Origin of the sequence: Evansella vedderi (assembly GCF_030813435.1) — a bacterium.
Taxonomy (GTDB): Bacteria; Bacillota; Bacilli; order Bacillales; family Salisediminibacteriaceae; genus Evansella; species Evansella vedderi.
Map to the genome: position 1 here is coordinate 362,801 of NZ_JAUSUG010000002.1, position 26,299 is coordinate 389,099.

At 40.3% G+C, this 26,299-nt stretch carries 24 protein-coding genes; 7 read left to right on the forward strand and 17 right to left on the reverse strand.

Annotated elements, in window-relative coordinates; translation table 11 throughout:
* Window positions 1-104 precede the first annotated feature (104 nt).
* From J2S74_RS03935 to J2S74_RS03960, 6 genes are all read right to left on the reverse strand, one after another.
* Window positions 105-1,934, reverse strand: coding sequence for an ABC transporter ATP-binding protein (locus J2S74_RS03935; RefSeq protein WP_307322097.1), 1,830 nt, complete (start codon window positions 1,932-1,934; stop codon window positions 105-107).
* A 21-nt stretch (window positions 1,935-1,955) separates the two neighbouring features.
* Window positions 1,956-3,707, reverse strand: coding sequence for an ABC transporter ATP-binding protein (locus J2S74_RS03940; RefSeq protein ID WP_307322099.1), 1,752 nt, complete (start codon window positions 3,705-3,707; stop codon window positions 1,956-1,958).
* A gap of 370 nt (window positions 3,708-4,077) precedes the next feature.
* A complete protein-coding gene (gene glnA / locus J2S74_RS03945; protein WP_307322101.1) occupies window positions 4,078-5,433 on the reverse strand; it encodes a type I glutamate--ammonia ligase in 1,356 nt (451 codons plus the stop codon).
* 238 nt (window positions 5,434-5,671) lie between these two features.
* Complete coding sequence (locus J2S74_RS03950) at window positions 5,672-6,616, reverse strand: alpha/beta fold hydrolase (RefSeq protein ID WP_307322103.1); 945 nt, start codon at window positions 6,614-6,616, stop codon at window positions 5,672-5,674.
* Window positions 6,617-6,755: 139 nt separating this feature from the next.
* Window positions 6,756-6,950 carry a hypothetical protein gene (locus J2S74_RS03955; RefSeq protein WP_307322105.1) on the reverse strand — a complete coding sequence of 65 codons (195 nt, stop codon included), beginning with the start codon at window positions 6,948-6,950 and terminating at the stop codon, window positions 6,756-6,758.
* Between the two features lie 599 nt (window positions 6,951-7,549).
* Window positions 7,550-8,644, reverse strand: a complete 1,095-nt coding sequence (locus J2S74_RS03960) for a hypothetical protein (protein WP_307322107.1) — start codon at window positions 8,642-8,644, stop codon at window positions 7,550-7,552.
* Window positions 8,645-8,890: 246 nt separating this feature from the next.
* Between J2S74_RS03960 and J2S74_RS03965 the strand changes: the two genes are divergently transcribed.
* The 3 genes from J2S74_RS03965 to yjcZ all read left to right on the forward strand — a co-directional run bounded on the left by J2S74_RS03965 (window position 8,891) and on the right by yjcZ (window position 10,209).
* A complete protein-coding gene (locus tag J2S74_RS03965) occupies window positions 8,891-9,400 on the forward strand; it encodes a MarR family winged helix-turn-helix transcriptional regulator (protein WP_307322109.1) in 510 nt (169 codons plus the stop codon).
* Window positions 9,401-9,498: 98 nt separating this feature from the next.
* Window positions 9,499-9,969, forward strand: a complete 471-nt coding sequence (locus J2S74_RS03970; protein WP_307322112.1) for a CBO0543 family protein — start codon at window positions 9,499-9,501, stop codon at window positions 9,967-9,969.
* A 132-nt stretch (window positions 9,970-10,101) separates the two neighbouring features.
* Entirely contained in the window at window positions 10,102-10,209 is a 108-nt protein-coding gene (gene yjcZ, locus J2S74_RS03975) for a sporulation protein YjcZ (RefSeq protein WP_307322113.1), read from the forward strand.
* Between the two features lie 114 nt (window positions 10,210-10,323).
* Here the strand turns inward: yjcZ and hpaB are convergent, their stop codons facing one another.
* From hpaB to J2S74_RS03990, 3 genes are all read right to left on the reverse strand, one after another.
* Window positions 10,324-11,790: a 4-hydroxyphenylacetate 3-monooxygenase, oxygenase component gene (gene hpaB / locus J2S74_RS03980; RefSeq protein WP_307322115.1), complete on the reverse strand. Its 1,467-nt coding sequence runs from the start codon at window positions 11,788-11,790 to the stop codon at window positions 10,324-10,326.
* 131 nt (window positions 11,791-11,921) lie between these two features.
* Window positions 11,922-12,725, reverse strand: a complete 804-nt coding sequence (locus tag J2S74_RS03985) for an immunoglobulin-like domain-containing protein (RefSeq protein WP_307322118.1) — start codon at window positions 12,723-12,725, stop codon at window positions 11,922-11,924.
* A gap of 6 nt (window positions 12,726-12,731) precedes the next feature.
* Window positions 12,732-12,866: a hypothetical protein gene (locus tag J2S74_RS03990; protein WP_307322120.1), complete on the reverse strand. Its 135-nt coding sequence runs from the start codon at window positions 12,864-12,866 to the stop codon at window positions 12,732-12,734.
* Between the two features lie 126 nt (window positions 12,867-12,992).
* Here J2S74_RS03990 and J2S74_RS03995 point away from each other — a divergent pair, with 126 nt between their 5' ends.
* The gene (locus J2S74_RS03995; RefSeq protein WP_307322123.1) at window positions 12,993-13,118 is read left to right on the forward strand and encodes a hypothetical protein; all 126 of its coding nucleotides are present in this window, start codon (window positions 12,993-12,995) and stop codon (window positions 13,116-13,118) included.
* 790 nt (window positions 13,119-13,908) lie between these two features.
* Here J2S74_RS03995 and J2S74_RS04000 read toward each other — a convergent pair.
* The gene (locus tag J2S74_RS04000; RefSeq protein WP_307322124.1) at window positions 13,909-14,913 is read right to left on the reverse strand and encodes an SGNH/GDSL hydrolase family protein; all 1,005 of its coding nucleotides are present in this window, start codon (window positions 14,911-14,913) and stop codon (window positions 13,909-13,911) included.
* A 41-nt stretch (window positions 14,914-14,954) separates the two neighbouring features.
* A complete protein-coding gene (locus J2S74_RS04005) occupies window positions 14,955-16,403 on the reverse strand; it encodes an alkaline phosphatase family protein (RefSeq protein WP_307322127.1) in 1,449 nt (482 codons plus the stop codon).
* 154 nt (window positions 16,404-16,557) lie between these two features.
* On the opposite strand from J2S74_RS04005, the gene J2S74_RS04010 reads away from it, so the two are divergent.
* On the forward strand, window positions 16,558-18,150 hold the full coding sequence (locus J2S74_RS04010; RefSeq protein ID WP_307322131.1) for an alkaline phosphatase family protein: 1,593 nt from the start codon (window positions 16,558-16,560) through the stop codon (window positions 18,148-18,150).
* Between the two features lie 46 nt (window positions 18,151-18,196).
* Here the strand turns inward: J2S74_RS04010 and J2S74_RS04015 are convergent, their stop codons facing one another.
* On the reverse strand, window positions 18,197-20,395 hold the full coding sequence (locus J2S74_RS04015; protein WP_307322133.1) for a sensor domain-containing phosphodiesterase: 2,199 nt from the start codon (window positions 20,393-20,395) through the stop codon (window positions 18,197-18,199).
* Between the two features lie 362 nt (window positions 20,396-20,757).
* On the opposite strand from J2S74_RS04015, the gene J2S74_RS04020 reads away from it, so the two are divergent.
* Window positions 20,758-21,828, forward strand: a complete 1,071-nt coding sequence (locus tag J2S74_RS04020) for a cell wall-binding repeat-containing protein (RefSeq protein WP_307322135.1) — start codon at window positions 20,758-20,760, stop codon at window positions 21,826-21,828.
* Window positions 21,829-21,996: 168 nt separating this feature from the next.
* Here the strand turns inward: J2S74_RS04020 and J2S74_RS04025 are convergent, their stop codons facing one another.
* Together J2S74_RS04025 and J2S74_RS04030 are read right to left on the reverse strand one after the other, a co-directional pair.
* Window positions 21,997-22,593 (reverse strand): nitroreductase family protein, encoded by a 597-nt coding sequence (locus J2S74_RS04025; protein ID WP_307322138.1) that lies wholly within the window; start codon window positions 22,591-22,593, stop codon window positions 21,997-21,999.
* 147 nt (window positions 22,594-22,740) lie between these two features.
* Complete coding sequence (locus J2S74_RS04030; RefSeq protein WP_307322140.1) at window positions 22,741-23,715, reverse strand: nuclease-related domain-containing protein; 975 nt, start codon at window positions 23,713-23,715, stop codon at window positions 22,741-22,743.
* Window positions 23,716-24,368: 653 nt separating this feature from the next.
* Between J2S74_RS04030 and J2S74_RS04035 the strand changes: the two genes are divergently transcribed.
* The gene (locus J2S74_RS04035) at window positions 24,369-24,470 is read left to right on the forward strand and encodes a sporulation protein YjcZ (RefSeq protein ID WP_307322142.1); all 102 of its coding nucleotides are present in this window, start codon (window positions 24,369-24,371) and stop codon (window positions 24,468-24,470) included.
* A 97-nt stretch (window positions 24,471-24,567) separates the two neighbouring features.
* On the opposite strand, the gene J2S74_RS04040 is transcribed toward J2S74_RS04035, so the two are convergent.
* The 3 genes from J2S74_RS04040 to J2S74_RS04050 form a co-directional block, all read right to left on the reverse strand.
* Window positions 24,568-24,861, reverse strand: a complete 294-nt coding sequence (locus J2S74_RS04040) for a hypothetical protein (protein WP_307322144.1) — start codon at window positions 24,859-24,861, stop codon at window positions 24,568-24,570.
* Between the two features lie 138 nt (window positions 24,862-24,999).
* On the reverse strand, window positions 25,000-25,869 hold the full coding sequence (locus J2S74_RS04045) for an ATP-binding cassette domain-containing protein (RefSeq protein ID WP_307322147.1): 870 nt from the start codon (window positions 25,867-25,869) through the stop codon (window positions 25,000-25,002).
* Window positions 25,870-25,895: 26 nt separating this feature from the next.
* Window positions 25,896-26,285: a GntR family transcriptional regulator gene (locus J2S74_RS04050; RefSeq protein WP_307322149.1), complete on the reverse strand. Its 390-nt coding sequence runs from the start codon at window positions 26,283-26,285 to the stop codon at window positions 25,896-25,898.
* Window positions 26,286-26,299 lie beyond the last annotated feature (14 nt).

Genomic DNA, 26,299 nt, shown 5'->3' on the forward strand with positions numbered 1-26,299 from the left:
TACGAGAAGACCACTCGTAGTGGGCTCTTAAAAGATTGCGACGGCTTCACAAATACTTCGAGGGTGCCTCAAAAGGTTTAAAACATACCTTTTGAGGCACCCTCTTATACTTTCATCCCTTTCCCAATGCCGCTCATACGTTTTTCCATGATGGATTCTTTGTTCTGAATTTGATAGAGGCGGTGATAGATTCCTCTCTGCTTCAGAAGGTCATAGTGATCCCCTGTTTCACGGATTTCCCCCCGGTCCATGACGATGATATTGTCCGCGTGTTTAATAGTCGATAACCGGTGGGCTACGATGATCGTTGTTCGTCCCTCCGAAATTCGGTACAAGGCCTTCTGGACAAGCTCTTCCGTTTCCGTATCGATATTGGATGTGGCCTCATCTAAGATTAGAATATCTGGATCAAAGGCGAGTGCCCGCAAAAAGGAAATAAGCTGCCGCTGCCCGCTGGATAATATGACCCCTTGCTCCCCAAGCCTCGTATTATATCCGTTAGGTAAACTCAACACAAACTCCTCTAAACCTATGGACCTCGTCAATTCCTTCACATCCTCATCGGAAAGATGGTCATTGTGGAGTCGAATATTATAGATGACGTCCCCCGTAAAAATAAACGGGTCCTGTTGAATGATGCCGACCTTCGTACGGAGATCCGCAATCTTCACTTTCTTAATATCCATCCCATCAATTTCAATCGCACCCGCCTGTATATCATAAAAACGATTGATCAAATTGATTATAGAGCTCTTCCCCGCTCCCGTTGCCCCTACAAATGCCACCGTTTCCCCAGGTCGAATATGGAAGCTAATATTTTTTAGCACTGTCTCCCCTTCCACATAGGCAAAGGAAACACTTTTAAACTGAATATCCCCTTGCACCGCCCGAGGGAAATTACGTGCCTTTGGATGATCCTTGATAACCGGTTCCTCTTCCATCAATTCAAAAATTCGTTCCGCAGAGGCCATGGCCGTTTGGATTTGATTATAGCGATCGGCCAGTGCCATAATCGGCTGGAAAAACTGGCGAATATAATGGGTAAAGGCGTACACCACTCCAAAGGTGAGGGCACTATCGATCACGGCAATTCCCCCGTACCAAATAATCAGGGCAAGGGCAATATTACCAAGAAACCCGATAGCGGGGTTGAAGATGGAGTTTACCACCGTCCCCCTCATCCCCGCCCGGTAATGCTCGTTGTTTAAATGATCAAATTGACGAATTTGTCTCCGTTCCCGTGTAAAAAATTGAATAATCCGCATCCCAGACAAGTTTTCCGCTAAATTGGAATTGAGTCTCGACAACACCAGTCGCGTATAGCGGTGGGCACGGCGAACTAATGATTTATAAAAATAAACTAAAATAATTAAAAAGGGTATGACCGTAAAACTAATTAACGTGAGGGTTACACTCATATTAATTAAAATAATAAAAATTCCTACTAATATAAGCACTTCCTTCACCAGATTGACAATGACTTGGGAATAAAGCTGGTTCAGGGCCTCCGTATCGTGAGTTACCCTCGTTACGAGACGCCCCACTGGATTTCGGTCAAAAAATTGCATGTGCATCTTGGAAAGATGGCGAAAAAGCTTTTCCCGAATATCAAAGATGACGGACTGCCCTGTAAATTGCAGGAGACGGTCCTGATAATACGTTAACACCGCCGCGCCAATAACGGAGATCAAAAACAGTACCCCTACTATTACAAACCCTTGGAAGCTTTCCTGCAGGGATGATTCCACCGTTAAATAATCGTCAATGGCCACTTTAATTAAGTAGGGCTGCACTAACGTAGCTGCCACAAACAAGCCCGCTAATACAAATGCTACGACAATCTTCTTCCAATATGGCTTGGCAAAGGCTAATAATTTCGAAAGTAATTCACGATCCAGCCCATTGGCTACCTGTTTTTCCTTATGGATGTTCATCGTCGTTGTCCTCCCAACGCCTCAATCTCCAATAATGTTTTCATGGCCGAAGGTTTGTTTCTCGTACATCCTTCGGTAAAGCCCCTTCTCCTTAAGGAGGGATTCGTGGGTACCACGCTCCGCGATTCGCCCTTCTTCCATAACGATAATTTGATCTGCATGTTTAATAGAAGAAATACGGTGACTTACGATGATGGTCGTTTGTTCGTTCATTTTCTCCTTCATCCCCTGAAGGATCTTCTCCTCCGTTTCCCCGTCCACAGCCGATAAGCTATCGTCAAAAATAAAGATCGACGCCTCTTTAATAAGGGACCTGGCAATACTTACCCGCTGCCGTTGCCCACCGGATAAGGAGATCCCCCGTTCCCCTAATGGCGTATCAAACTTCTTCGGAAATTCGATAATGTTGTTATACACTTGCGATAATTTGGCTGCCTCTGCCACGTCTTCACGACTATAATGTTCAGGGTCAAAGGCGATGTTTTTTGCAATCGTAGAGGAAAAAAGAAAGTTCTCCTGTGGAACAATGCCCACCGATTTCCGTAACGTCTTTAACGGGATTTCATAGATATCCCTTCCATCGTAAAAAATTGTCCCTTTCGGTGGATTATACATCCTCGTTAACACATTAATGAGCGTTGTTTTTCCACTGCCAACCCGGCCAACGATGGCAAGGCTCGAACCTCTAGGAACAGTTAGATGGATATTCTTTAAGGCAACCTCGTTACTTTCTGGATAAGAGAAGCTTAAGTTCTCAATATGAATCTCCCCATGTACTTCCCCATCCTCTTGTACCATGGACTCATCCTTCACTTCAGGTTCCGTGTTGAGGATGTTCCTAAGGCGAATGTTAGAAGCCCAGCCCCGCTGCAACGTGTTAATGACCTTCCCCAAGTTTTCCACGGGAGCAATTAACAAGGACAGGTACGTATTAAAGGCCACAAACTCCCCTAAGCTGATCGTCCCATTCATGACCAACAGTCCCCCGAAAAAAATCGAGAGGAGATAGCTTAAGCCAACGATGCCAATGCTGATGGAATTAAACATGGAGTTCGTGAGAATCAGTTGTTGGTTAGCCTTCACATTATGTTGATTATCTCTTTTGAACCGCTGCCTTTCATGGTTTTCTTGGCTGTAAGATTTTACTACACGAATGCCAGAGCAAAACTCCTGTACCGTACTGGTAAGGTGGCCAATTGCCTCCTGAACCTTTGTGGAGCGCTCTTGAATTTGTAATCGGAATTTATACGTAAGATAGGTCAAACCGGGGAGTGGGAGAATGACGAGTAACGTCAGCCAAACATTGATCGTTATGGCCATCGTAATGACCGCAACGGTGATCAAAATAAAGGCTTCAATTGTTAGGAAGATACCACGCATGGCCACATCACGGATCAGGTTTACATCGTTGATGGCATGAGACATGAGGTCGCCAATCCGCTGTTTGTTGTAGTATTGAGAAGGCATCTTTACCCAATGGGTAAACAACGATCGCCTTACTTTCTTTTCTAGTATCCTCGAAAGACGGAAGATAAAAATTCGACCACTCGATCGAAAGAAGGCAATCCCAAAGCCGATAAGGGTGATATAAATAGCTAGTTGAATGAGAATGGTTTGTGTTAGTGTAGAGGCCTCCACATGGTCGGCGAAGGTTTCGAGAAACTTAGGTATTTGAAGCTGCAATAAGCTTGATATGGACAATAAAATCGTACCGAAAAGATATTGCCATTTGTATCGTATGAGATGACTCTTCACAAATGATTCAGATTTCAAGCGCACTTCCCCCTGATTAAATATTCGTAAAGTTAAGATTATCTTGTTTTATCGCATTTAACCATGGATTATTTTATCACCTTACATGGATTATCTTGCTTGGGGTTTCGGGAAGGGGGGGCCTGGGCGGAAGTCTCCGGGACGGAGGTCTTCCGGACGTGGGTCTCCGGGATGCCAGCTTCCAGGACAGAAGTCTTCCGGACGAGGGGCTCCGGGATGCCAGCTTCCAGGACAGAAGTCTTCCGGACGGGGTTCCCCGGGACGTGGGACTCCTGGACAGAAGTCTCCTGGACAAATTCCTTGCGGAGCTGCTACCTAGGGATAAGCTAAACCCCCATTGCGAAATAACAATGGGGGATAATACTTCATATTAGAATTTAGTATGATAGTTTTCCAACTCCCAGCCATGAACGGTTGTGCGGAAGCTGTCTAATTCAGCACGTTTTGCTAGGACATATTCATCGAACACGTGGTCACCGAATGTCGAACGGCCGATTTCGCCTGCTTCAAACTCATTTATGGCATACTCTAAGCTAGTTGGTAAGTTTTCAATTTCTTCTAAGAATAGTTCTTCTGCTGTCATGCTGAAGATATCGCGATCAAATGCCGCTGGAGCTTCTAAGCCCTTTTCCACTCCATCAATACCAGCAGACGCGATTACTGCAAATGCCAAGTAAGGGTTCGCAGATGGATCTGGACAGCGAATTTCTACCCTTGTACCTGCCCCCCGCACTGCAGGAATACGAATTAACGCTGAGCGGTTGGAGTCAGACCATGCGATATAGCAAGGTGCCTCATATCCAGGTACTAAACGCTTATAAGAGTTTACTAGAGGATTCGTTACTGCCACAAAACTTTTTACGTTTTCTAGTAATCCAGCGATAAAGCTGTAGGCTGTTTTAGATAGCCCTTTTTCCTCTGCAGCATCATAAAATGCATTTTCACCCTTGTTTAAATCATATAGTGAAATGTTCGTATGCATCCCACTTCCGTTTTCGCCAGCAATTGGTTTTGGCATAAACGTAGCGTGTAATCCAAACTTCTTCGCCACTGTTTTTACGACCCATTTATAAGTCGTTGCATTATCAGCTGAAGTTAACGCATCGGCATACTTGAAATTAATTTCATGCTGACCGCGGGCAACCTCATGGTGAGATGCTTCGATCGTGAAGCCCATTGCCTTTAATGCACGATAGATTTCTAGTCTTACCTTTTCTCCGTTATCATGTGGAGATGGCTCAAAGTATCCAGCAAAGTCTTGCGTTTGTTGTGTTGGACGACCCGTTTCATCCGTTTCAAATAGGAAGAATTCTAGCTCTGGACCTACATTAATGGTGTACCCTTTTTCCTCTGCTTTCTTCACCGTTTTCTTCAATACGTTTCTAGGGTCTCCTTCGAAATCAGTGCCATCTGGGTTCTTTACGCTGCATAAGAAGCGAGCTTCTGAGTAGCCTTCCTCCACTGACCAAGGGAGAACTGCGAAAGTACTTAAGTCCGGTTGTAAATAAAGGTCAGATCGGTTAATTGGTGAAAATCCTTTAATGGACGATCCATCAAACATGATTTTTCCTTCTGCCACATCGTCCACTTGCTCCGCTGTTACAGTTACATGCTTTAAAATCCCTTCGATATCAACAAACTGTAAATGTAACAGCTCCACATTCTTCTCTTTGATCACTTCTTTAATTGCCGTTAAAGTATTTACTTGCTCCGTTACCATTGCCATTTTACATGTCCCCTTCCGCGTTAACGTAGTTAACATCCTTTGTTATGTTTTTAATATTAAGACATTTCTGGTAACATGTAAGGAAATTCGTAAGATAATCTGACACGGTAATTTTTTAAAGGAGTAAAGAGCCCCTACACGACTATATAACGGGTCCGATTGAGGCAGAAAAATGTTTATTCACACCTAAATTTTCAATGGTAATACAAAGAAAAAGCCGTTGATTTCACGCTAAAAATCATGGCTTATTACAAATTTTGAGGCAAACGTCGAAAAACTTATTAGTATTTTCAAAGTGTAAATCGTGTGCTTCGTTTTCAAAAAAAATCATTTCCTTGTGTGGGCTATCTACCATTTCAAAGTATTCTTCCACCAAAGAAGATGGTGTAATATAATCAAACCTTCCAGCTAAAAAATAAATAGGAATTTCAACTTTTTTAACCTGCTCGAAAAAATTGATTGTTAACAGCTCATTGTTTAGACGCTTCACTAAATAATTTGTCCCTTTAAACCATTTAACGATATCTAAAAGGCTATAATGTTTAGATTCTAGCATTTCCTTCAGGTAATCGTTCCACAATTTTGTTTTTTGTTGGTATTTATACCCTCCGTATTTATCGACAAGCTTCCTAACAATCGCCGTTTTAAATAGTGAGTTATAAGGAGGAGGTCCTATTTTGTTAAGTTTTTTGTGAGTAATAGTATCATTTTTCAATTTCGATTGTTCCAATACATATTCATACCCTCTCATTTCTCCTTCAACTAAATTGATGACTTGACCAATTCCTATATAACTATGAAACAATTCAGGATATTTTTCGACTGCTAACAAACCAATAACACTCCCCCAAGAGTGACCGACCAAATATAACTTCTCTTTATTAAAGCGTTTCTTTAATACTTCTGTTAAAACCCTTATGTCCTCAACATATTGGTTAATGGAAACTGATTCTTTTGAAGTATTCCTACTGTAACTTTTTCCAGACCCTCTTTGATCCCAATCCACTAAGATAAAATGATGTTCTAATGCTTTGAAATATTTATCAGCACAATAAATTTGAGAAGCCCCCGGACCACCATGTAAAAATAGAATAATGGGGTTGTATTGGTTTTGGCTACGTATATAAACCCACTGTTTTGAATTATTTATTTCAATTGTTTCTAAATAGTTAATGTCTTCCACCCCTTATATTAAACTTTAACGTATGTTTTATAAGCTTTATACATCAATAAAAAAAGGAGATGCTAATTACACCTCCAAAAGCCATGTGTTTTGCTGTTTTCTACTCTTACCGAAGAGAGGAAAGCAACTCCGTTCACACCTATTTAATCATCCTGTCAATGGTACTTAAAAGAGAAGTGAGTTCCGTCTTTCTTTTCCGGTCCTTAATGTTGCGAAGGTCAAAGACTACCCGATGCCCTTTCTTAGTGGCTTTCTGCGATTCCTTTTGCGCACTCTTAATACTAAATTCATTATCCTCAACTACAATAACCCTATCTAAATCCCTCCCAAACATAATCCACCACTCCCCTTATAAGATTTTGTTTGTTGACGCAGGTTTTTATATTATTAACTTAATTCTTTCCTATTTTCCGAATTTCCTTCATTACTTGACTAAAAAATATTTACCCTAATTTTCACGGAAAGACAATTCCCTTTTTTAAAAGGTGTTTTCAAAAGAGTGCTCCTGCGCCACTTCGTTTGCTCGTCGCAGGAAAAAAGTGCTCCTGCGCCACTTCGTTTGCTCGTCGCAGGAAAAAAGTGCTCCTGCGCCACTATGTTTGCTCGTCGCAGAAAAAAGTGCTCTTGCGCCACTATGTTTGCTCGTCGCAGAAAAAAGTGCTCCTGCGGTGTCTTTAGCCGTTGCTTTTCCCGCTGGAGTCGCCACCTCCGCCTCTCCAAGCTTTTAAAAAAAAGCAATAAAGTTTCCGAAAAAAGCCTTTTAAAATCACTGATTTATATTCTTCCTATTACTATATATACAAAGAAATATAACTTAATAGAAGAACAAAATCCTAAGTACAGACATCTCGAACCTTCCCCATGAAACGCGTATGTAAGTTCAAACACCGATTACCTGTTCCATAAACCTTTCATAAAACTGCCCCTCGCTCTTTACCAATTATTAAATGGAACATTCACCAATTTCCACGGGCTCATCAACGACTCCCTAACAATTTCCAATGTAAATACATCGTTTATCTCCGGCCGCCCTTGCTGCTTTACAATATAGGTTACTGGTGCTTCATAAACAAAGGACCCCTCCGCCGATGGGCTACTATGCTCTAATATTCTAACGGATTCCACACTCTCTACAATTGGACGAAACTCCTGTGCATCCCCCACATATATTTGTTGGAACAAGTCCATATCGTTCTGATTTAAAGCGATGAAGAACAACTTCGCCACTTCTTCCGCCTCTAACCCTCGAACAAATTCTGTCAACTCTCCTCCTGCCTTATGTACCATTACTTGATGGGATAGGTCTTCTTTCCCTGTGGTGTGTGTTCTGCTTCCCATCAAATGAATACAGAAGTGTCCTGGAAATCCATTGGCAAGTGCACCTGCACCATGGGGCATTCCGTGCATAGACGCGGCAATGTGTTCCTCCTCAAAGTGAACGACCACCGCTCTCCTTTTCCAGCTCCACGTCCCATCATAAATTTCCTTCATGATTGCCGTGTCTTCTTTCGTCAACGGTTGTACGTCCGCATGGTTGCTTCCTGCCCTTCTTTGGGCATTAAAGCTTAGTCCCGTTTCCAAATCAGTAACTTTAAACTCGGAGTACCGTGGCAGCAACGTCTCTCCCGTCTCCCATTCCACTAATTCACCAAAATGATTCCCATGTAAACCCTTAAAGTAACCTCGAATCTTTTTAACAGTTTCTGGGGAAAAATTCACTACCTGTTTTTTTTCTAAATCATAAAAGTTCCCCATTTCATCCATTAAGAAGGAGCGAACCATCCCCCCATTCTCTTCGAGCAAAATATAATTTCCTGCTATCGGAAGGACGGATACCTTTTTCCCTAGCTCATAATGGAGAATATTATTTGTAAGATCTCTAGATTCCACCGTTAATGTTGTTTGAAACACAGAGGTGCTTGATGACTTAACGAGGAAAGTAATTTTTGGATCAGCGTCATGGGCATATGTATTCGACGACTGCAGGAGCGTCAGTAGTAAAAGAAAGCCTACAATGATATTTTTCAATTGAACGAACCACCTTATTTTTTCTTTAATGAAATAAATATTTGCTTTTTTATCAAAAATTAAACAGGAAAATATAGCTATTCTCCAAAAGAAATTCCCCAAAATTTCCTTATCCTTTCGTAACAAGCACTGCTAAACTGTTACCTTTTTCCCATCTTCCACCATTTATGTTTTATAATTGTAAAATAATGTTAATAATGATTCTATTGCAAATCCAGTGAAATAAAGTTCAAGGAGGAGCGGGAAATGGGGAAATCAAAGACATCCTTTGCTAAGGGGTATTACATTTACGCTCTAATTAGAGGGATTAATTTTGTCGTAGAAAATGACATTAGAAAAAGTATAAAAAAATATGAGCAATCATTTCCTAGCTTTCGAATTCTTTGGAGTCTCTATTTTGAGCCTAAAATGACCATGTCCACCCTCACATTTTTATCTCAAACGAATATGTCCAATGTTTTTCGCCAGCTAAAAAAATTAGAAGAGAATGGCTTAGTAGTTGTAACAAATGGAAAGGACGCACGTACAAGGGAAGTTACCTTAACAGATGCTGGTTCAGAGGTTGTTAAAACATTTATTAAAAATCAATCCCACGAGACAGATATTGATTTTATTAAGAAGATAGAAACTATACCAGAGGATCAATTAAATGAATTAACACATATGCTTTCCTGTTTAGGAGAAGATGTTATTGGTAAGTCATTTACTGATTTTGTAAAAAAGTCAACGAACTATATACTTGAGGAAGAGAATTAATTTCGAGAACCATTTCATGGTTCTCGTTTTTTTAGTTTCCTTCGCAAATATTTTTTTCCGATTGTGAAATAATACACTTTAAACTGGAGGGGAGCACCATGAGTTACACGAAGGAAAAAACCTTGTTAGCATCAACTTGGATTATTTGTTTCTTCTTACTGATCTTTTTAGTTCCAAAGGAAAAAAGAATGCATGCCTATGTTGCTTTTCTTTTTAAGCAACTTATCACTTGGAGTGCTGGTTTAATTGTTGCTGAGAAAGGCTGGATAAAATATCCTTACAGGGAGTTCAAGAAAAGTAATACGAGCTTCACATTCGAATATTTTGTATTCCCGACGCTCTCAGCCCTATTTAATGTCCATTACCCAGAAAAGAAAAGCATCTTTGTAAAAGGCTTGTATTACTTGTTTTTCACCGCGGTAATTTCTTTACCTGAGCTTTACGCCGTGAGAAATACAAAGCTAATCAAGTACTGTAACTGGACATGGTATTGGAGCTTTATTTCCATTTGGCTTACTTTTTATATTTCACGTATCCATTACCGGTGGTTCTTTAAATGCGTGGATTGATATCCCCCTTCATTGCCCATTTTCATTTTTTTAGGCATTCATCCAATCAATATTTATTAGAAATAAATAGGGTAATAGTGTAAAGGAAATGAAGAGCCTTTACTAAACTGCTTCTAAAGGAGGCGTTCGAGAATGTCACACGCAACATTTGGCGGTTTCTCATTTATCCTAGTGATTTTCATTCTCTTAGTAATCATAGGTGCAGTTGTAGTAACACCTCATGGTTACGGATACTACTAAAATTCAAAGAAGCATATAAGAGGGATGCCTGAGTGGCATCCCTTTGTTTCTTTTTACTACTTGCTACTGAAAAAACATATCTGGTTGTCATTCGCTACGGCCCCCTCCCTATTTTCAATAACCGTGGTGGTTCTGTAAAAAATCATTTACTTGTTCGACCAGTGTTTTTTTATCATAAGCTTGATAAAGGGCCGATGACAGGCGGACTGGATCTCCGAAGAAAAAACGTTCGTACTGTGTTTGTCGCGTTCCAAAGGGGCTCATGGTTAAGTCCCAAGCAAGTCGGAACAACTGGACACGATCTTTTGCACCTGCATTTCTCCCCTGTAAATACTGTTCTATATCCTTGCCAACGGTTGATTGAAAGTCCTTTTCAGTAGGTAAAGCAATAAATCCACTTGCCCCAAGCAAATGCAATATTTCCACAAGGCGAGGATATATATTTTGATAATAGCTGGATGCGGTCATTAATGGAATGGCTTCCGGTACCAACGTTCCAAATTCATTCTTAGTTGCCCCCATTTCTGCTCGGTACAAGAGTGCCTTCATAATCTCTAAGGTAATAATGATCTCACTTAATTTTTCCTGAACATGGCTGTATTCTGTTATGGCAATGGATTGTGCCAATGCTTCCCCTAAGCCCAGTAAGTACTCCGTTTTGACTACTTGCCTAGAGACGGCTTGAAAAAGGAGCATAATATTTAAATGGATATCCTTATAAATCCCAGCTGCCCTTTCTGCATCTCCATAAAGGAATACCCGATCCCATGGAACGAGGACATGATCAAATACCACCACAGAATCTATTTCATCAAAATGTGCCGTTAATGGGTGGTCAAAGGAGTTAGATACCTTGCTTGCGTACGGTTCTCTACATAGGAATTTAAGACCCTTCGTATTGGAAGGAATGGCAAAGGCATAAGCATAAGATGGATCGGACGTGGCGCTCCCTGTTGGAAGAACTAATACCTCATCCGTTAATCCCCCTTGTGTAGCAAGGAGGCGCGCACCATGAACAACAATCCCCTCTTCCGTTTCATCAATAACTTTTGCCGCAATAATATCCTTTTTGTTTAGCTCATTTAAAAATTCAAACTTCAAGTAGTTTGGAGATCGATTTACTTGCGGATTTATGAAGGTATGGGTAAAGGAAAGATCCTTCTTTACCGCCTGCTCATATACTCCTTGAACATTATTTGCATATTTTTTTTCAAAAAAACCAGGTGAAGACCCTAACGTCATAATCGCAGTATTAATATAGTCTGGGGAACGCCCCACCGTCCCACAGCTTTTTCTCGCCCATAGCTGGGTTGCTTCCCTCCGCTTCTTTAAGTCATTAACAGTAACAGGCTGTTCAAAAGCAAAATTCATTCGCTCGGTTCCATTAGGTGTAATTCCTGTGACCAATGATTGTGTATTCCTATCATGCTGTGTATCGTATAGTATCCCTTTTGTACGGAGGATTCCTTCGAAGGCCGGGTGTTCTGAAAGTTTACCAGTCACCCGTTCTCCGTCTATCCAAACTTCATTATTGAGTCCATCAATTCGTTCTATATATTGTTTTCCCAAGACAATTGCCAACCTCATCCCCCCTGAAAAAAAGGTGTTTCTATATATATGCATGGAAAGCTTGTCACTTACAAATAACGAGGATGGGTCGAATGGCATGTTTCAACCATATGACTCATCCCCGAATTAACTTTATAGGCAGCTTATTCTATTGTGAATGCCGCTGCTAACGTCTCCCTAAGGTCAAGGCCATCCGTCTGAATATCTTTAATCACCCGATATTCTCCTTCGGTAAGCTCCCTAATATCAATCGTTTCCTCGTATTCGTCACCCACTGCAAGGGTAATTCCAATATCCACAAAGGCAATATCCATTGGAACTACTCGCCATGTCCCTCCCACCTTTTTTTCAATAGAGTAATACACTCCGAAGAAGAGGTTTGTGGGACCATGGTTTTCCAAGGTTAATGTTAGTTGAGCCGTCCCCCTTTCATACACTTCCTGATCCGTGGAGAGGGAAGCGTTTATTTCCGGTATTGGTACATAGATTAACGTAACCCTTGTATCTTCCACTTCTCCTGCCTCATCGAGAATTTCCACACTTAAAAGGTAAAGGGCATTCTCTTTTTTAGGGAGAGTACCGGAATATACCGTTTCTTCTCCAGCTACCCTTTCCACATGGACCAATTCCTCAAGAATAACATCTTTTTCTGTGGACCAGTCTTCCTCCAACTCCGTAAGCTGGATACGAATGTCCCGCTCCATTGTCACTTCCTTACTCCCTTGAGCATAAAGGGACACAAACAAGTCTCCCCCTGGTTTCATCGTTCCAGACGTCAGCCCATAGCCGAAATGACCGCTTCCATCATGGAGAAACCACTTACCTGTTGGACCATCATACTTCGTTTTCTCCCACAGCTCTTCATTATAAGGAGACAGCATAAGCTCCGATAATACCTTCGCAACTTCTTTATCCGGTACCTCTTTCCCCTTAATACTGCTCGGCAAGCTTCCCTACCCAACCTCCCATTCACTCTCAGGGATGGAGGATCCGCCAGACCCTTGACCACACCCCACTGCCATTAGGAAAAAAATAAATGTTGCCGTTAACAATCCGATTTTTTTGGGAATTTTTGTCTGCCGTTTCATGTTTATCACACCTTATTTTGTTCTTTGCTATTATGACGACGTTGCTCGGAAAAAGTTTCTCCACATAAATTGTAGGTATGGGGTGAAAATAGTGGTGAAGGAAGTTTAAAAAGGGAGTGAAACGAAATGAGCAAACGCTCTAAATCGAAACGTAATCCTATTAAGTCAAAGGATGCAGCTCAACCTAGCAACGGCAGAGAAAGAACAACCATTTCTAAAGTCAGCCGCGAACTCGAGGATGCAAGAGATTAGTTACCTAAATCCCTCTAAGGAGGGATCTTTTATTCAGCTTTCCATTTTGTTGGGCTGAAATTTGATCCTGCTACCAATTAGCCGCTGCATTACCTCATTTTTATGGGGAAAATTGGTCTTTTCGTTTGAATTTCGGTTGTTGTTTTTCCAGTGAATTGGCTAATCTATCGAATTTGGATGATAATCTATCGATTTCCACTCATAATCTATCGAAATCCAGCTATAATCTATCGTTCTAGAATAATTCTAATTAATTTTAACTTTGCGGTTTCCAAATTAATTGGATAATCTATCGATTTTGAGCTATAATCTATCGATTTGCGGTCATAATTTATCGAAATCCAACCATAATCTATCGTTCTAAAATAATTCTAATTAATTTTAACTCTGCGGTTTCCAACAAATTGGATAATCTATCGAAATTAAGCTATAATTTATCGATTTGCGATCATAATCTATCGAAATCCAGCTATAATCTATCGTTCTAGAATTATTCTAATTAATTTTAACTTTGCGGTTTCCAACAAATTGGATAATCTATCGATTTTGAGCTATAATCTATCGATTTCCACTCATAATCTATCGAAATCCAACCATAATCTATCGTTCTAGAATAATTCTAATTAATTTTAACTTTGCGGTTTCCAACGAATTGGATAATTTATCGAAATCCAGCTATAATCTATCGATTTCCACTCATAATCCAACCATAATCTATCGATCTAGAATTATTCTAACCTAAGTTTTTATATAAAAAGGCTGTCTCAAAATGCCGTTTGAGACAACCCATTTATGTTTCTAGATCACTACTTTTTCCCCTTTTCTTTAAATACTGCTTTCCAATTAAGATCAGCCAAATACAAATAGCTGTACCTATGAAAATACTAAATAACGAAAAGAAGGAAGTGGTGCCTGTTTCATCTAATTCCTCTCCTTCCTGCTCCTCTGCTACTAAATAATCTTCGTCCGCCGTCTCCTCAATTGCTTTATCCTCTTTCAACACTGGCAAATCCTCTTCCACAGTCCCTTCCCCCGAAACTTCTGCTACCACTTCTCCATATCCTAATGCGGCATCAGCCAATTGAGCTAGCCTCTCCTGTCCTGCCGTGTTTGGATGAATATCCCCTGGGATGATATACTGCTCCTGATTTCCAGAAAAAACTCCATAGGCATCCACCACTAAAATTTTTTCCTCAATGGAGTGGTAGCTTTCTAGAATATTCCGATTTATATCTAAAATTAGTTCATCCACGATAATATATAGAAGCTCCATGAGAAAGGAGCCGTCCGATACGATTGGATTATAAATATTATAAAAAATGATGGGTTCGTCTGTATGATAGCGGATGATGCCTAAGATTTCCGTTAGGTTCCTCCATAAAACATAGCGAGCATCAAGTAACCCCTCCTGAACTACCTCAGGGTTAAAGGAGCTTGGTTCTTCTAACAATCCAAAGAAATTAATGGCCTGCAGAAGATCGTTACTTCCAATATTAATAGTAACTACATTGGCATCTTCTATATGTGTCCAAAATGTCTCATCATCTTTAAGGGCCATCAGCAAATCCCTCGTCGTCCACCCTGGTACGGCTAAATTCGTCACTTCAAAACTACCTTCACCAATTAAATGGGGGAAAGCCTGGTTCGTTGGGGCCTCCAGATTGTATCCAGCGCTAATGGAATCCCCTAAGGAAACGAGGACCTTTTCCTCTTCCCCTTCATTTCCCTTTACACCTGGTGAGAATATCATTCCGAATAGTACGATGACTAGAAATACAGGAAGAACTCGTTTCATACCATCACCTACCTTCCCTTTCTAGTATAACGTAAACGAAATTAAATAAGGCTTAAAATCCATTCCTTCAAATCAACAATCCGCTCCTTTTTCGGATAAGAATCTGTTCCTGCCACGATCATTGGCACGAGTGATTCATATTTATGCAAGGAGCCATGGGCAGCACCCCCCACATGAATAGGTGATGCCTTTTCTTTAAACTCGTATCCCGGTTTTGCCGTTACAACGAGATAATTCCCTTGATGGGATTGAAGGCTGCTGGAGAGTCTGGCCAACGCATCGGGATAATTTCCATAGGTAATTTGATTATCACGAATGGTAATGTCTAATAGTGTTACTTCCCCTGATATACCCCAAGTTTGCTTATATTCATCTACGTAATCCTCCCCTGGCCAGAAGGAAAGTTTCCCTTCCAGTACCCCCGATACTACATGATTTTTCCCCTCCTCCTCCCAAGCAATAATATCGATTCGTTCGTCCCCTCTTAGCTGTTCAATCACTTTATTTTTATTCACATTCGGCCCTATACAATAAATAAAGGCCATTCGCTGGTTAACGGCAAGGGCTAGCTCATCCTTTGGAGAAATGGGGGTAGTTCCCTTCATAATGGTAAACCCATCTAACACCTTCCTCAAATGTATAACATGGTGATCCTTCCTATCTCCCATTGGTGCATGGCCGTTATCGGATAAGATAATCCACGTTGCCTCCTGCAATGCATTATCCCAACTCCCATAAAGGTTCAGCATCTTTTGTAATTCCCGATCTATCTTCTGTATACCCTTCATATCCATCGGCCCCTTGAAATGAATACGTAAATCAAGATCTTGAATAACACACATGGTAAATGGAGGAAGCTTGTTTTTTCTAATTAAATGCTTTAATTCTCGGAATCCCGCTTTATAATTTCCAGAAAAAATTTGTGGGTTCACGGTAAATGGGCTTAGCTTTGAAAAGGAGCCGAGGGACCAGATAGGTGGTCCTTGTATTTTCCAAGTGCTGTTATATCCAGTTGTTAACCGTAACGCAGGAGGAAGTTTCATTTCATGAATATGCTTTCCACGATAAACAAAGGCATTGATAGCCGCGCTCTTTAAGCTCCTTTTTCCCAGCTCTTCATGAATCGTTTTAACATCCCGGCTTAAATGTACGTTGTTAAGGCCATAATACATATCCTTAACAAACTGAGAGAAACCGGTTTTCATAATTTCTTTTATTCCCGTACCATAGTTTACAATTCTTTGTTCATCTTCGTGATACCAAATGAGTGCAGGAAGACGGTGCTTATGGGAGTATTCTCCCGTTAACAATGTACTCTCTATCGTTACAGACATAGTAGGGAAGGAGCTGACCATTTGCGGAAAATAGTTACCCTTTTCTTTGAAAAACTTCAGGGCTGGTGCATATCCGTTTTGAATGGCTTCCTCTAGAGGCCTCGTCATTAATGTATCAATGATTAAGAGAACAATTGGTTTAGATGATGGGGTCATGGCCTTTCCTCCGTAAAAATGGAACTTTTTTTGTATAGCATTTTATTTTATCCTCTCAGGCATTCATAAAACAGGAAGTTAAAGGAAACCTAAAATATACGAACAAATGCAAATGGCACTGAAAAAGTCATACATTTTTATATAGGAGGCTTTTATGAAGAGGCTATTTATTCTTTTTACGGTGTTAATGTTATCTGCGTGTCAGGGGGGGCAGACCGATGACGGTCTCCAGGGCTTATCCTATGAAGAGGACCGGAGCAACTTCCCCCAAAAAAATGTGGTCATGATTATTGTCGATACGATGATGGGATCTTTAGTGGAAAGTAGCTTAGAGAAAAATAATATGCCTGCCCTTCGATATCTCGTGGAGAGGGGGCAGTATTACAATGATTTGGTTTCCCCTTTCCCTACCATGTCCGTTACTATTGAAAGTACACTATTAACAGGGGAAATGTCAGATAAGCATAAGGTTCCCGGTTTATATTGGTACAACGAAGCGGAGGATCGAATGGTGAACTATGGTACCTCTATTCAAACTCTGTTAAGCTTAGGTCTCCGTGACAGCCTAATAGATGCGGCGTATAACCTTAACAATAAGCATCTAAATCCTAATGTCCCCACAATATTCGAGGAGCTGTCTGAGCGAGGTTTTTCCACCGGAGCTATTAATCTGATTGTTTACCGTGGTGATGAGACACATGTGCTGGAGTTTCCTGGACTGTCCAATGAAATAGTGAACCTGCCAGATACAATAGAAACGAAGGGGCCAGATCTGTTAGCCTTTGGCAGATTTAAGATACCTGAATTTCTTGATGACTATAATTTTACGGATGGTATATTCAATCGCTATGGCATAAATGATAAGTATTCCACAGAAGTGATGCGAGCACTGATCGAGCAGGGGGATCAGCCACATTTCACCCTGGTATTTTTTCCTGAATTTGATATCACTGCCCACGAACACAGTCCCCATTATCGGGCCGGGTTCGAAGAGATAGATAATTATTTACAAGAAATTCTGAATGCCTATGACAGCTGGGAGGCTGCCTTAGAAAACAATATTTTTATCCTCTTAGGGGACCACGGCCAGGACAAGCTAGCAGAAAATGAAGAAGCACTAACCATCGATTTACGTGATTTATATGATGGATATTTAGCCTCTTCCTTGGGTGCACCTGTTTCTGAAGGGGAAATTGCCTTTGGAGTTAATGGCCGGATGTCCTATATATATGACGTTCAGCGTCAAGGAATATTGCAAGAACTCGGGAAACAAGCCATCGATGATTACCGAATTGATTTTGCCGCATGGCTGACGGATAATGGGGATGATGACTGGGTTACTGTACAAGCCTACCGTGAAAAAAATAGTGAATTCCTTTTCAAGCCTGGCGGAAGCTGGACAGATCGCTATGGTCAAACATGGTCCATTGAAGGAGACCCAACTGTTTTGACTCTAAAGCTTGATGATGCGTCTAAAGAAATTGCTTATGTGGATTATCCCGACGTCTTAAATCAACTGTACACTTCATTAAAAAGCCATGAAGCTTCCAAGTTAATCTTAACAGCTAAGCCAGGGTTTTCCTTCTATGACGATACCGTGCCCACCTATCCCGCAGGAGGTGACCATGGGGGCATTCATAAAAACGATGCCTTAGCCGTATTAATTATTGCCGGCACGGATAAAAAGCCAAAGAATCTGCGTATCTTGGATCTGAAGGATTATGTACTAGAATTATTATCGGAGTAAAAAAGATCCGGTCCAACTCTGTTTGTAGAAGGACCGGATCTTATTTTTATGCTCTTTTGAAAAAGCCTTCGATCTCGCTGACCGGAAGTGGACGGCTGAAAAAGTACCCTTGCGCTTCGCCGCAGCTTGTTTCCTTTAAGTAATTGAGCTGCTCCATTGTCTCTACCCCTTCCACAATCACATCGAGCTTTAAACGCTGGGCCAATGTGAAAATGGCTTCAAGAATTGCCGCGTCCCTCACATCCTCGGTTATATCAGACATAAAGGAGCGATCGATTTTTAATTTGTTAATGGGCAGGAACTTTAGGTAGCTTAGGGAGGAGTAGCCTGTCCCAAAATCATCTAAGGAAGTAGAAACGCCTGTTTTCCCTAGCCTTTTCAAAACGTTTATCGTTTTTTCCTTATCCGTCATTAACGTTCCTTCCGTCATTTCTAATGTTAAATCATTAGGAGCAAGCTCCAATTCCTTCAGCAGATTCTGGACATCGTCCACAAGACTATGATTATAGAACTGCCTTGCCGATAGGTTAACGCTCATGGAAAAGGGTGAAAAGCCCATTTTCTTCCAATCAGCACGTTGACGACATGCTTCCCCTAATACCCATTCGTCGATGGCAGAAATCAATCCTGATTCTTCTGCAAAGGGAATAAATTCCATAGGGGAAAGGATTCCCCTCTCAGGATGATCCCAGCGAATTAATGCTTCAACACCAGTGACTTCTAACGTATGGATATTCAGCTGGGGTTGGAAATACAAAACAAATTGATTTTCCTTTAAAGCTTTCTTCAGCTCCTTATACAGCTTTTTCCTTATCCGTTCGCTCTCATTAATTTCTCTCGTATAGAATTGAAAACAATTTTTCCCTTGTTTTTTAGCACTGTACATGGCAAGATCAGCATGCTTTAGCAAGGTGTCAGGATTGTCGCCATGTTGTGGAAACAGGCTGATTCCTACACTTACTGTAATGGAGAACTCCATTCCACCAACTACAAATGGATCGTTAAAAATCTGTAGTATCTTTTTTGCTGTTCCTATGACTTTTTGGTCATTAACATTTGATAAGATAATAGCAAATTCGTCCCCTGATACACGGGAAATAAATCCATCCTCCGATATGGCAGCTTTCAACGTATTGGCTATGTTTTGCAATAGTTGATCTCCGAAATGATGCCCCATGGAGTCATTAACATCTTTAAAGTTATCTAAATCTAAAAACAGCACCGCCACTATATGTTCCTCTGATTGGGCTTCCTCTAATTCCAATGCTAATTGTTCCAAGAAAACCCGACGATTTGGCAATTGGGTTAACGTATCATTATCAGCCAAAAACTTGATGGTAGCTTCCGCTTCTTTTCGTTCCGTTATGTCCAAGATTGTCCCTTGATAATTGGTGATTACTCCCTCTTCATTTCTTTGAATGATAGTCCGGTCATCAATCCATTTTACCTTTCCATCTTTTGTGAGAATTCGATACTCTTGAATGTATTGGTCAATCTCATGTTTTGAATAATATTCAACCTCATTTTCAATCCTATTTAAATCATCTGGATGGATGATGGAAGTAAATTCTATTTTTCCAGACATAAAATCCTGCGTTGTATAGCCTAACTGAGAAACGTTTTCCGTTACATATTCCAGGGGCCATCCCTCTTCAGCCTTCCATCGCATAAGGATAACTGGACTATTCTCCACCACAGTATTGGACAAATGCAAAATTTCTTCCGTCTTCTTCTTTAAAATAATTAAACCTGCTAAGTTAGAGAAGGTATCCATTAATTCTAGCTCTTCAGCCGTCGGTTTCCTGTTTTCATCACTATAAAAGGCCATGGTGCCTAAAACTTTATTATTCGGCGAAATTAGTGGTTTAGCCCAACAGGCGGCAATGTTATATGTATAGCTTATATCTCGAAACGGTTCCCATAGGGGATCCGTTTTTGCATCGGTTACAATAACTGTTTTTTTGAAATAAGCAGCGGTTCCACAAGATCCTGTACAGGGCCCAATCTTAAGCCCATCAATATCCCGTAAATATCCAGGAGGTAGCTTTTTCCCAATTCCATTCCCCAAGCTTTGAGTTTTCTCATCCAATATCATAATGGAGGATTTAATAGTAGGCATGATGAAATCAATGGTATGGATTAGTTCATGGAGAATGTCTGCAAGGGGCAGATTCATGATAGAAATCATTTCAATTATTTTATTCTGCTCTTTCAAGATGGAATAAAGACTATGATCACGCTCCACAGACAACCCTCCTTTGTTTTTTCTACAAAAATCGATAAAATCTCTAATTTATTATAACACAGTAATAAGAATTGATTAAAAAGGTATCTCCAATCGGGTAAACAGGAGGTTGCAGATTATAATAATTCTAGTTCGATAGATTATTGGACGAATTCGATAAATTATTGCTTGAAATCGATAGATTCTACCCCAAATCCAATAGATTATCCATTTAGCTGGAAACTACTCATGTGGTAGATGCGTAAAAAGGGGTACTCTTTTGAATTCGAGGAAGTTCAAATTTCGTCCAAAGTTTCTTCATACTTTCTTCAAACACCCAAATTAGAATAATAATCAAATAAGAAGAACGAGGAGGGAATAATTTGTTTAACATTAAAAAAATTCTAATTATTGTAGTTTTATCCATATTAGCAGGCTTTACGGCTGCTTGCGCTACGGAAGAGAGCCAAGATCAGGAGGCAAATCAACCAGGCACTATTATGCTAGCACCCTATGAAAACTGGCAGTTAGCCCTTGCTAGCTTAAATTTAGTACATCATCCGAATGACGGACCGTTATTATTTAGTGACAACGGAACAATTCCAGAGGTAATTTTCAACGAGATTGAAAGATTAGATCCGAAAGGAAATGTAAATGGTATACAGATTATGGTTTTAGGCAAGTTAAACGATGAAGAATTAGAGAAACTAGCAGATTACGAAGTGCAACAAATTACAGAGGATACCCCCGCTGCCTTCGCCTATGAAATAGATGAAATCTACACTAATTTAATTAATAACGTTCCTAATAGTGTTATTATCGGTTCCATGGATGACAGCGCGAAAGAATATACTATTCCTGCAGGAAGCTGGATCACTCATATGGATGAGTCACTTCTTTACGTTTCTATGGATGAAATTCCAGAAGAGACCATTGCCGCTTTGGAAAAACGAGGTGGGAATGCGAACATTTATGTAGTCGGTCCTGAGTCAGTTGTTTCAGGAGAAGTTTTTGACCAATTAAGCCAATTTGGTGAAGTCACCCGAATTGGTGGAGAAACTCCTGCCCAAGTTTCCATCGAGTTTGCTAAGTTTAAAGATGAAGAAACAAGTTTTGGTTGGGGAGTATCGAACCCAGGACATGGTCTCGTTATGGTATCCACAGAAATTCCTGAATTGGCCATTACTGCTGCTCCATTTGCTCATTTAGGAAAGCACGCCCCAATGGTATGGCTAGAAGACGGTAGATTTACAGAGGAAATGCATGTCTATTTGGAGCTTCTCAAACCAATCTTTGAGCATACACCTACAGAAGGCCCTTTCAACCATGCCTATTTAATCGGCAGTGAGGAATTAGTAACCCATCAAACCCAAGGCTATTTAGATGAAATGCTAGAAATCGTCCCTGCAAACGGTGGCGGCCACCACGATCACAGCGCCCACGGAGGACATTGAAAGAGAGGAACTCAAAAGGGTAATTTTCCCCTTTTGAGTTCCTCTCTTAAGGAATGAGCGAAGTCGTCGCAATCTTTATAAAGCTCACTACGAGTGGTTTTCTCGTAGTGAGCGAGCGTCAGCAAAAGTCATTTCCTTTATTTAAAAAAATTATTATACTACCCCTAATTAGCTAATAGAATTTCCACCATTGTCGGAGTCGACCCAAGTAGTTTTTTCCGTAAAGGAGGTTCGTTTCCCTTGTCGCTCTGGCATATCTGAATAGCCAACATAAACAAAGCCCAGCACTTCATCCTGTTCCCTTAATCCGAATAGCTCCTTCATTTTCGGATGATAAGCAGGTTTTCCAGAACGCCAAATGGCGCCCAATCCTTGAGCATGGGCAGCAAGGAGCATATTCTGAATCGCTGCACTAACTGCCGCCACCTCTTCAATGGGAATGACCTTTGGATTATCTGATGGTGTCACGGCTACTGTAATAATCACAGGCGCTCGGAACGGCTTTTCCGCTGCCTTTTTTAATTTTTCCTGATTTTCCGTTGTCGTTGGATCGTCCATACTTTCCTTCGCTATTTCAGCAAGGACCCTCCCTAGAGGACGCCTTCCCTCCCCTGACAGCACAAAAAATTTCCAAGGCTCCGTATGGTGATGGTTCGGTGCCCAAGTGGCAGCCTCCAACATCTTCTCAATCTTTTCCTTTTCCACAGGATCCGATTTTACTTTCCCTATACTTCGCCTTTCATGTATCCCTTTAAATATATCCACAATCACAAACCCCTTTCCTATGTAACTTATACTATTCACCAATGGGGAATACTGTTAAACAGCAAATTCCTTGGACGAAAATTTCTGTTTGCTAATTATAACAATAACCGGTTATAGTCTCCAATCTTTAAAGGGTAAATCTTAGCACTAGTCAACTGGGGGTAAAAAGTAAATGCGACTCTTTGTAGTGCCAACGTAGGAAAGCTCCATAGAATGAAGTATTCTTGTGGCAGTTGAAATGGAAGGGAAGTTCAGGAAGTTTCTAACTTGTTGGTTTGTTACTTCTCTACCAAGAAGAAAAGCTCGATCCTTCAACGTACCGAGGTGAGCATCAGGGTCATTGTGTCCACAATATTGGCAATACCATGTTCCCCAATGTCTAATCATCGGCAGTTTTGAGCAGTTTGGACAATGGACTCCTTTTATAATATCCGTTTCTGAAACTTGGTATTTTTCTAATACATTCTCAATTTTAGGTGTGTGACTTTTAATTAAACGATTGACCAACCGTCGTACCTCTTGTTTCGTTAGCTGCTCTTTCCGATACTTTCTTTGAAAAAATTGAATTTTATTTTGGATACTACCTGGGCGGATTATTTTATCTATGAAGAAGGAGCGCTGATGGGGCTTTGGCGGAACTATATAAGCAGAAGGATTAGATATTACTACATTATATTCACTTGGAACAGCAGCAAATTTATTTTTTGTAAGCCAAGCATTTAATTGAAAACTCTGCCTTTGAACTTGCTGAACAGGGTCATCATATATTTTTTCCATACCATTGTATGTTTGCTTCAGTTGATGTAAATCGAGGTCAAATTCAAGGAGTCCAGCGTTATTTTTCACCTCAAGTAAGGATATAAAATACTGACAAACAATTGTAACGTCAATTTGAAAGTAACTATCTTTATACGGAAGTCTTAAATCCTGTAAAATGTACAATTCCTTCTCATCAAGAAAGTTAAAATAGTAATTTAAGGACATCTGTCCCCTATAACCCGACTTGTATTTGGCTAAATCCCCCTCGATTTTAGGACGACTAATGTAGTTTTGAGGCAATCGCCTTAATAAAGCCTCTAATTGATTAATAATTATTGGTTTAGTTAGCGGTTTTGATATCAAACTATCACTCCCTTTCATTGATACCATTAGTTTCTGCAAGAGAAGGGGGGAATCCTGTTGTTTAAGGGGGAAAGATATGTCTATTTTGTGAAAACTACGTCGAAGTAGTTTCCAGTTGAATGGATAATCTATCGAATTTGGGGTATAATCTATCGATTTCAAGCTGTAATCTATCGAATTCGCCCAATAATCTATCGAACTAGAATTATTCTAATCTGCACCACCTCTTTCCAACGTCATTCCTGCATGGATAGTTTCCAGCTAATTGGTTAATCTATCGAATTCAGACTATAATCTATCGATTTCAAGCTGTAATTTATCGAATTCGCCCAATAATCTATCGAACTAGAATTATTCTAATCTGCACCACCCCTTCCACGCATCTACCACAATTGACGGTTTCCAGCTAATTGGTTAATCTATCGAATTCAGACTATAATCTATCGATTTCAAACTGTAATCTATCGAATTCGCCCAATAATCTATCGAACTAGAATTATTCTAATCTGCACCACCCATCAACACCTGCGGAATTTTGACAAAATTAGACAAAAATACAATCCATTTTACTCACCAGTAATATGGTAATAGTAGAAAGGGTTTCTCTGAGAAATCCCTTTCAAACTGCTGCTTTTAAAGGAGGTTTGGCTAAAATGACACACACTCACTTACCTTTAGGCGGTTTCTCTTTCGTATTAGTAGTATTTGTACTGCTAGTAATCATCGGCGCAGTCGTAGTAACTCCAGGTTACTAATTCAAAGGTAATAAGTAAGGGACGCCAGTCGAGAATTCGACTGGCGTCCCTATTTTCCGTTTAAAAGTACAAATTAGTACTGAAGCAAGCTATAACACTACCTATCTTTCGGACGAATTTGAAACAAAACATAAAGAATCAATAAAGCAGGGATAATTGCATAAAATCCAATACCTATAAAGCCAAAAATAACGGAAAACAAAAGAATTGCTTTCGCTTTTTCGTAGTTTTCACCGACTTTACTTGCACCAATAAGCCCTAAGAACCCAGCAAATACACCAATAAACCAAATACTTCCGATGGTATAGCGGTCGTCAATTAAGGATGTCATTTGTGCAAATATGGAAATAAGAATGAACAGTACACCAGCAATATAGGCAAGTTTCTTCATACCCTTCCCCCTTATATTCTTTTGTTAAATTTTAACACACATCTGAATTTTTTGACAGATAGGGAAGGAGCAATTAAATTTAATAAAAAATAACTGACTCAACATTAAGGATAGGTCGAGGCAGTTATTTGTCTACAATCATTGTTCCGTATCCACAAAATACTCAATCACTTCTTCAAGATTTACCCGTTGCATGTTAATAATCCTCACCTGTTCTGTTTGGAGTAGATCTTCCATTTCCCTTATATTGTTTGTCACTATTTGAGGTGGATTTTCCTCATAGGCAATTATATTAGGGTTATTTTTTAAACCTTGTGGAAATTTCTCGACCCAGATCCTTCCCCAGTTATCATAAATGTCATCCTTCATGAAGGTACATACTTCTTTGCCGTCCCGAAGAATCGTAATAAAATCACAAATCTGCTTCACTTCCTCCACATTATGTGTGGCTAAAATAATACTCTTTTCTCCGTCTTCCATAAAGGAGATTAAATCCTCCTTCATTTTTCGCTGGGAGCTTATATCTAAGCCAGCTGAAGGCTCATCTAATAGTAATACGGAAGGACGGTGGGACATTGCAAGAACAAGCTCTACTTTTTTCTTCGTTCCCTTCGAGCTTTTTCCAAACTTAACTTCTTCATCCACCTGGTACCGTTTAATTAGTTGAGAATAGTACTTTTCATCCCAGGATGGAAACCAATGGGAAACAAGAGCAGCGAGCTCTTTGATTTTTAAATGACCAAATGGCTCCAGCATGTCACCTACGTACCCCACTTCTCCCTTTATCTCCGTTTCCTTTCGTAACAAATTCTGGCCAAACCATTCGATGGAACCAGCTTCCGGCTGCAGTACATTCATAAGTAACCGGAATAATGTGCTTTTTCCAGAACCGTTTGCACCTACAATGGCAACTGCGGTCCCTTTCTCTATTTGTAAATCTAATGGTCCAAGGGAAAACTTTTTATAATTCTTCGTTAAACCATTAATATTTAATACGTTAGTATCCATGATCTCACCTTCCCCTTTTACCTTCCTTAATCATTAAATGCCTTTTTGATAGCCTCTTCAAAAATAGATTGTAGTTCTTCTTTAGAAGACCCCACCTGCTTCCCTTGCTCCACGGCCTTTACAATGGCATCCAACACAACCTTACGTTTTGTTTCTTCCTTTTTATCGGAGTCTATTTCTTTCACGAAGGTCCCTTTTCCTTGAACCGTTTTTATAAAACCGTTGTTTTCTAAGTTTTGATAAGCCCGTCTTGTGGTAATCACGCTACAGGATAGATCACTGGACAAAACACGGATCGAAGGGAGTGGCGTACCTGGCGGCAATTGTCCACTAACAATTAAGGCTTTCACTTGTGTTTCAATTTGATGATAAATCGGTTCTCTGCTTTCTTCTGAAACTCGGATCGGCAGCTTCATCTCGTCCGCCTCCC

Coding starts and splice junctions, on each gene's coding strand:
- J2S74_RS04010 (WP_307322131.1), top strand. CDS start 16,558: ATGAAGAGGCTATTTATTCTTTTTACGGTGTTAATGTTATCTGCGTGT.
- J2S74_RS04035 (WP_307322142.1), top strand. CDS start 24,369: ATGACACACACTCACTTACCTTTAGGCGGTTTCTCTTTCGTATTAGTA.
- J2S74_RS03990 (WP_307322120.1), bottom strand. CDS start 12,866: ATGAAACGGCAGACAAAAATTCCCAAAAAAATCGGATTGTTAACGGCA.
- J2S74_RS04050 (WP_307322149.1), bottom strand. CDS start 26,285: ATGAAGCTGCCGATCCGAGTTTCAGAAGAAAGCAGAGAACCGATTTAT.
- J2S74_RS03935 (WP_307322097.1), bottom strand. CDS start 1,934: ATGAACATCCATAAGGAAAAACAGGTAGCCAATGGGCTGGATCGTGAA.
- J2S74_RS03970 (WP_307322112.1), top strand. CDS start 9,499: ATGAGTTACACGAAGGAAAAAACCTTGTTAGCATCAACTTGGATTATT.
- J2S74_RS04040 (WP_307322144.1), bottom strand. CDS start 24,861: ATGAAGAAACTTGCCTATATTGCTGGTGTACTGTTCATTCTTATTTCC.
- yjcZ (WP_307322113.1), top strand. CDS start 10,102: ATGTCACACGCAACATTTGGCGGTTTCTCATTTATCCTAGTGATTTTC.
- J2S74_RS04005 (WP_307322127.1), bottom strand. CDS start 16,403: ATGACCCCATCATCTAAACCAATTGTTCTCTTAATCATTGATACATTA.
- J2S74_RS03955 (WP_307322105.1), bottom strand. CDS start 6,950: ATGTTTGGGAGGGATTTAGATAGGGTTATTGTAGTTGAGGATAATGAA.
- J2S74_RS03965 (WP_307322109.1), top strand. CDS start 8,891: ATGGGGAAATCAAAGACATCCTTTGCTAAGGGGTATTACATTTACGCT.
- glnA (WP_307322101.1), bottom strand. CDS start 5,433: ATGGCAATGGTAACGGAGCAAGTAAATACTTTAACGGCAATTAAAGAA.
- J2S74_RS04000 (WP_307322124.1), bottom strand. CDS start 14,913: ATGAAACGAGTTCTTCCTGTATTTCTAGTCATCGTACTATTCGGAATG.
- J2S74_RS03995 (WP_307322123.1), top strand. CDS start 12,993: ATGAGCAAACGCTCTAAATCGAAACGTAATCCTATTAAGTCAAAGGAT.
- J2S74_RS04045 (WP_307322147.1), bottom strand. CDS start 25,869: ATGGATACTAACGTATTAAATATTAATGGTTTAACGAAGAATTATAAA.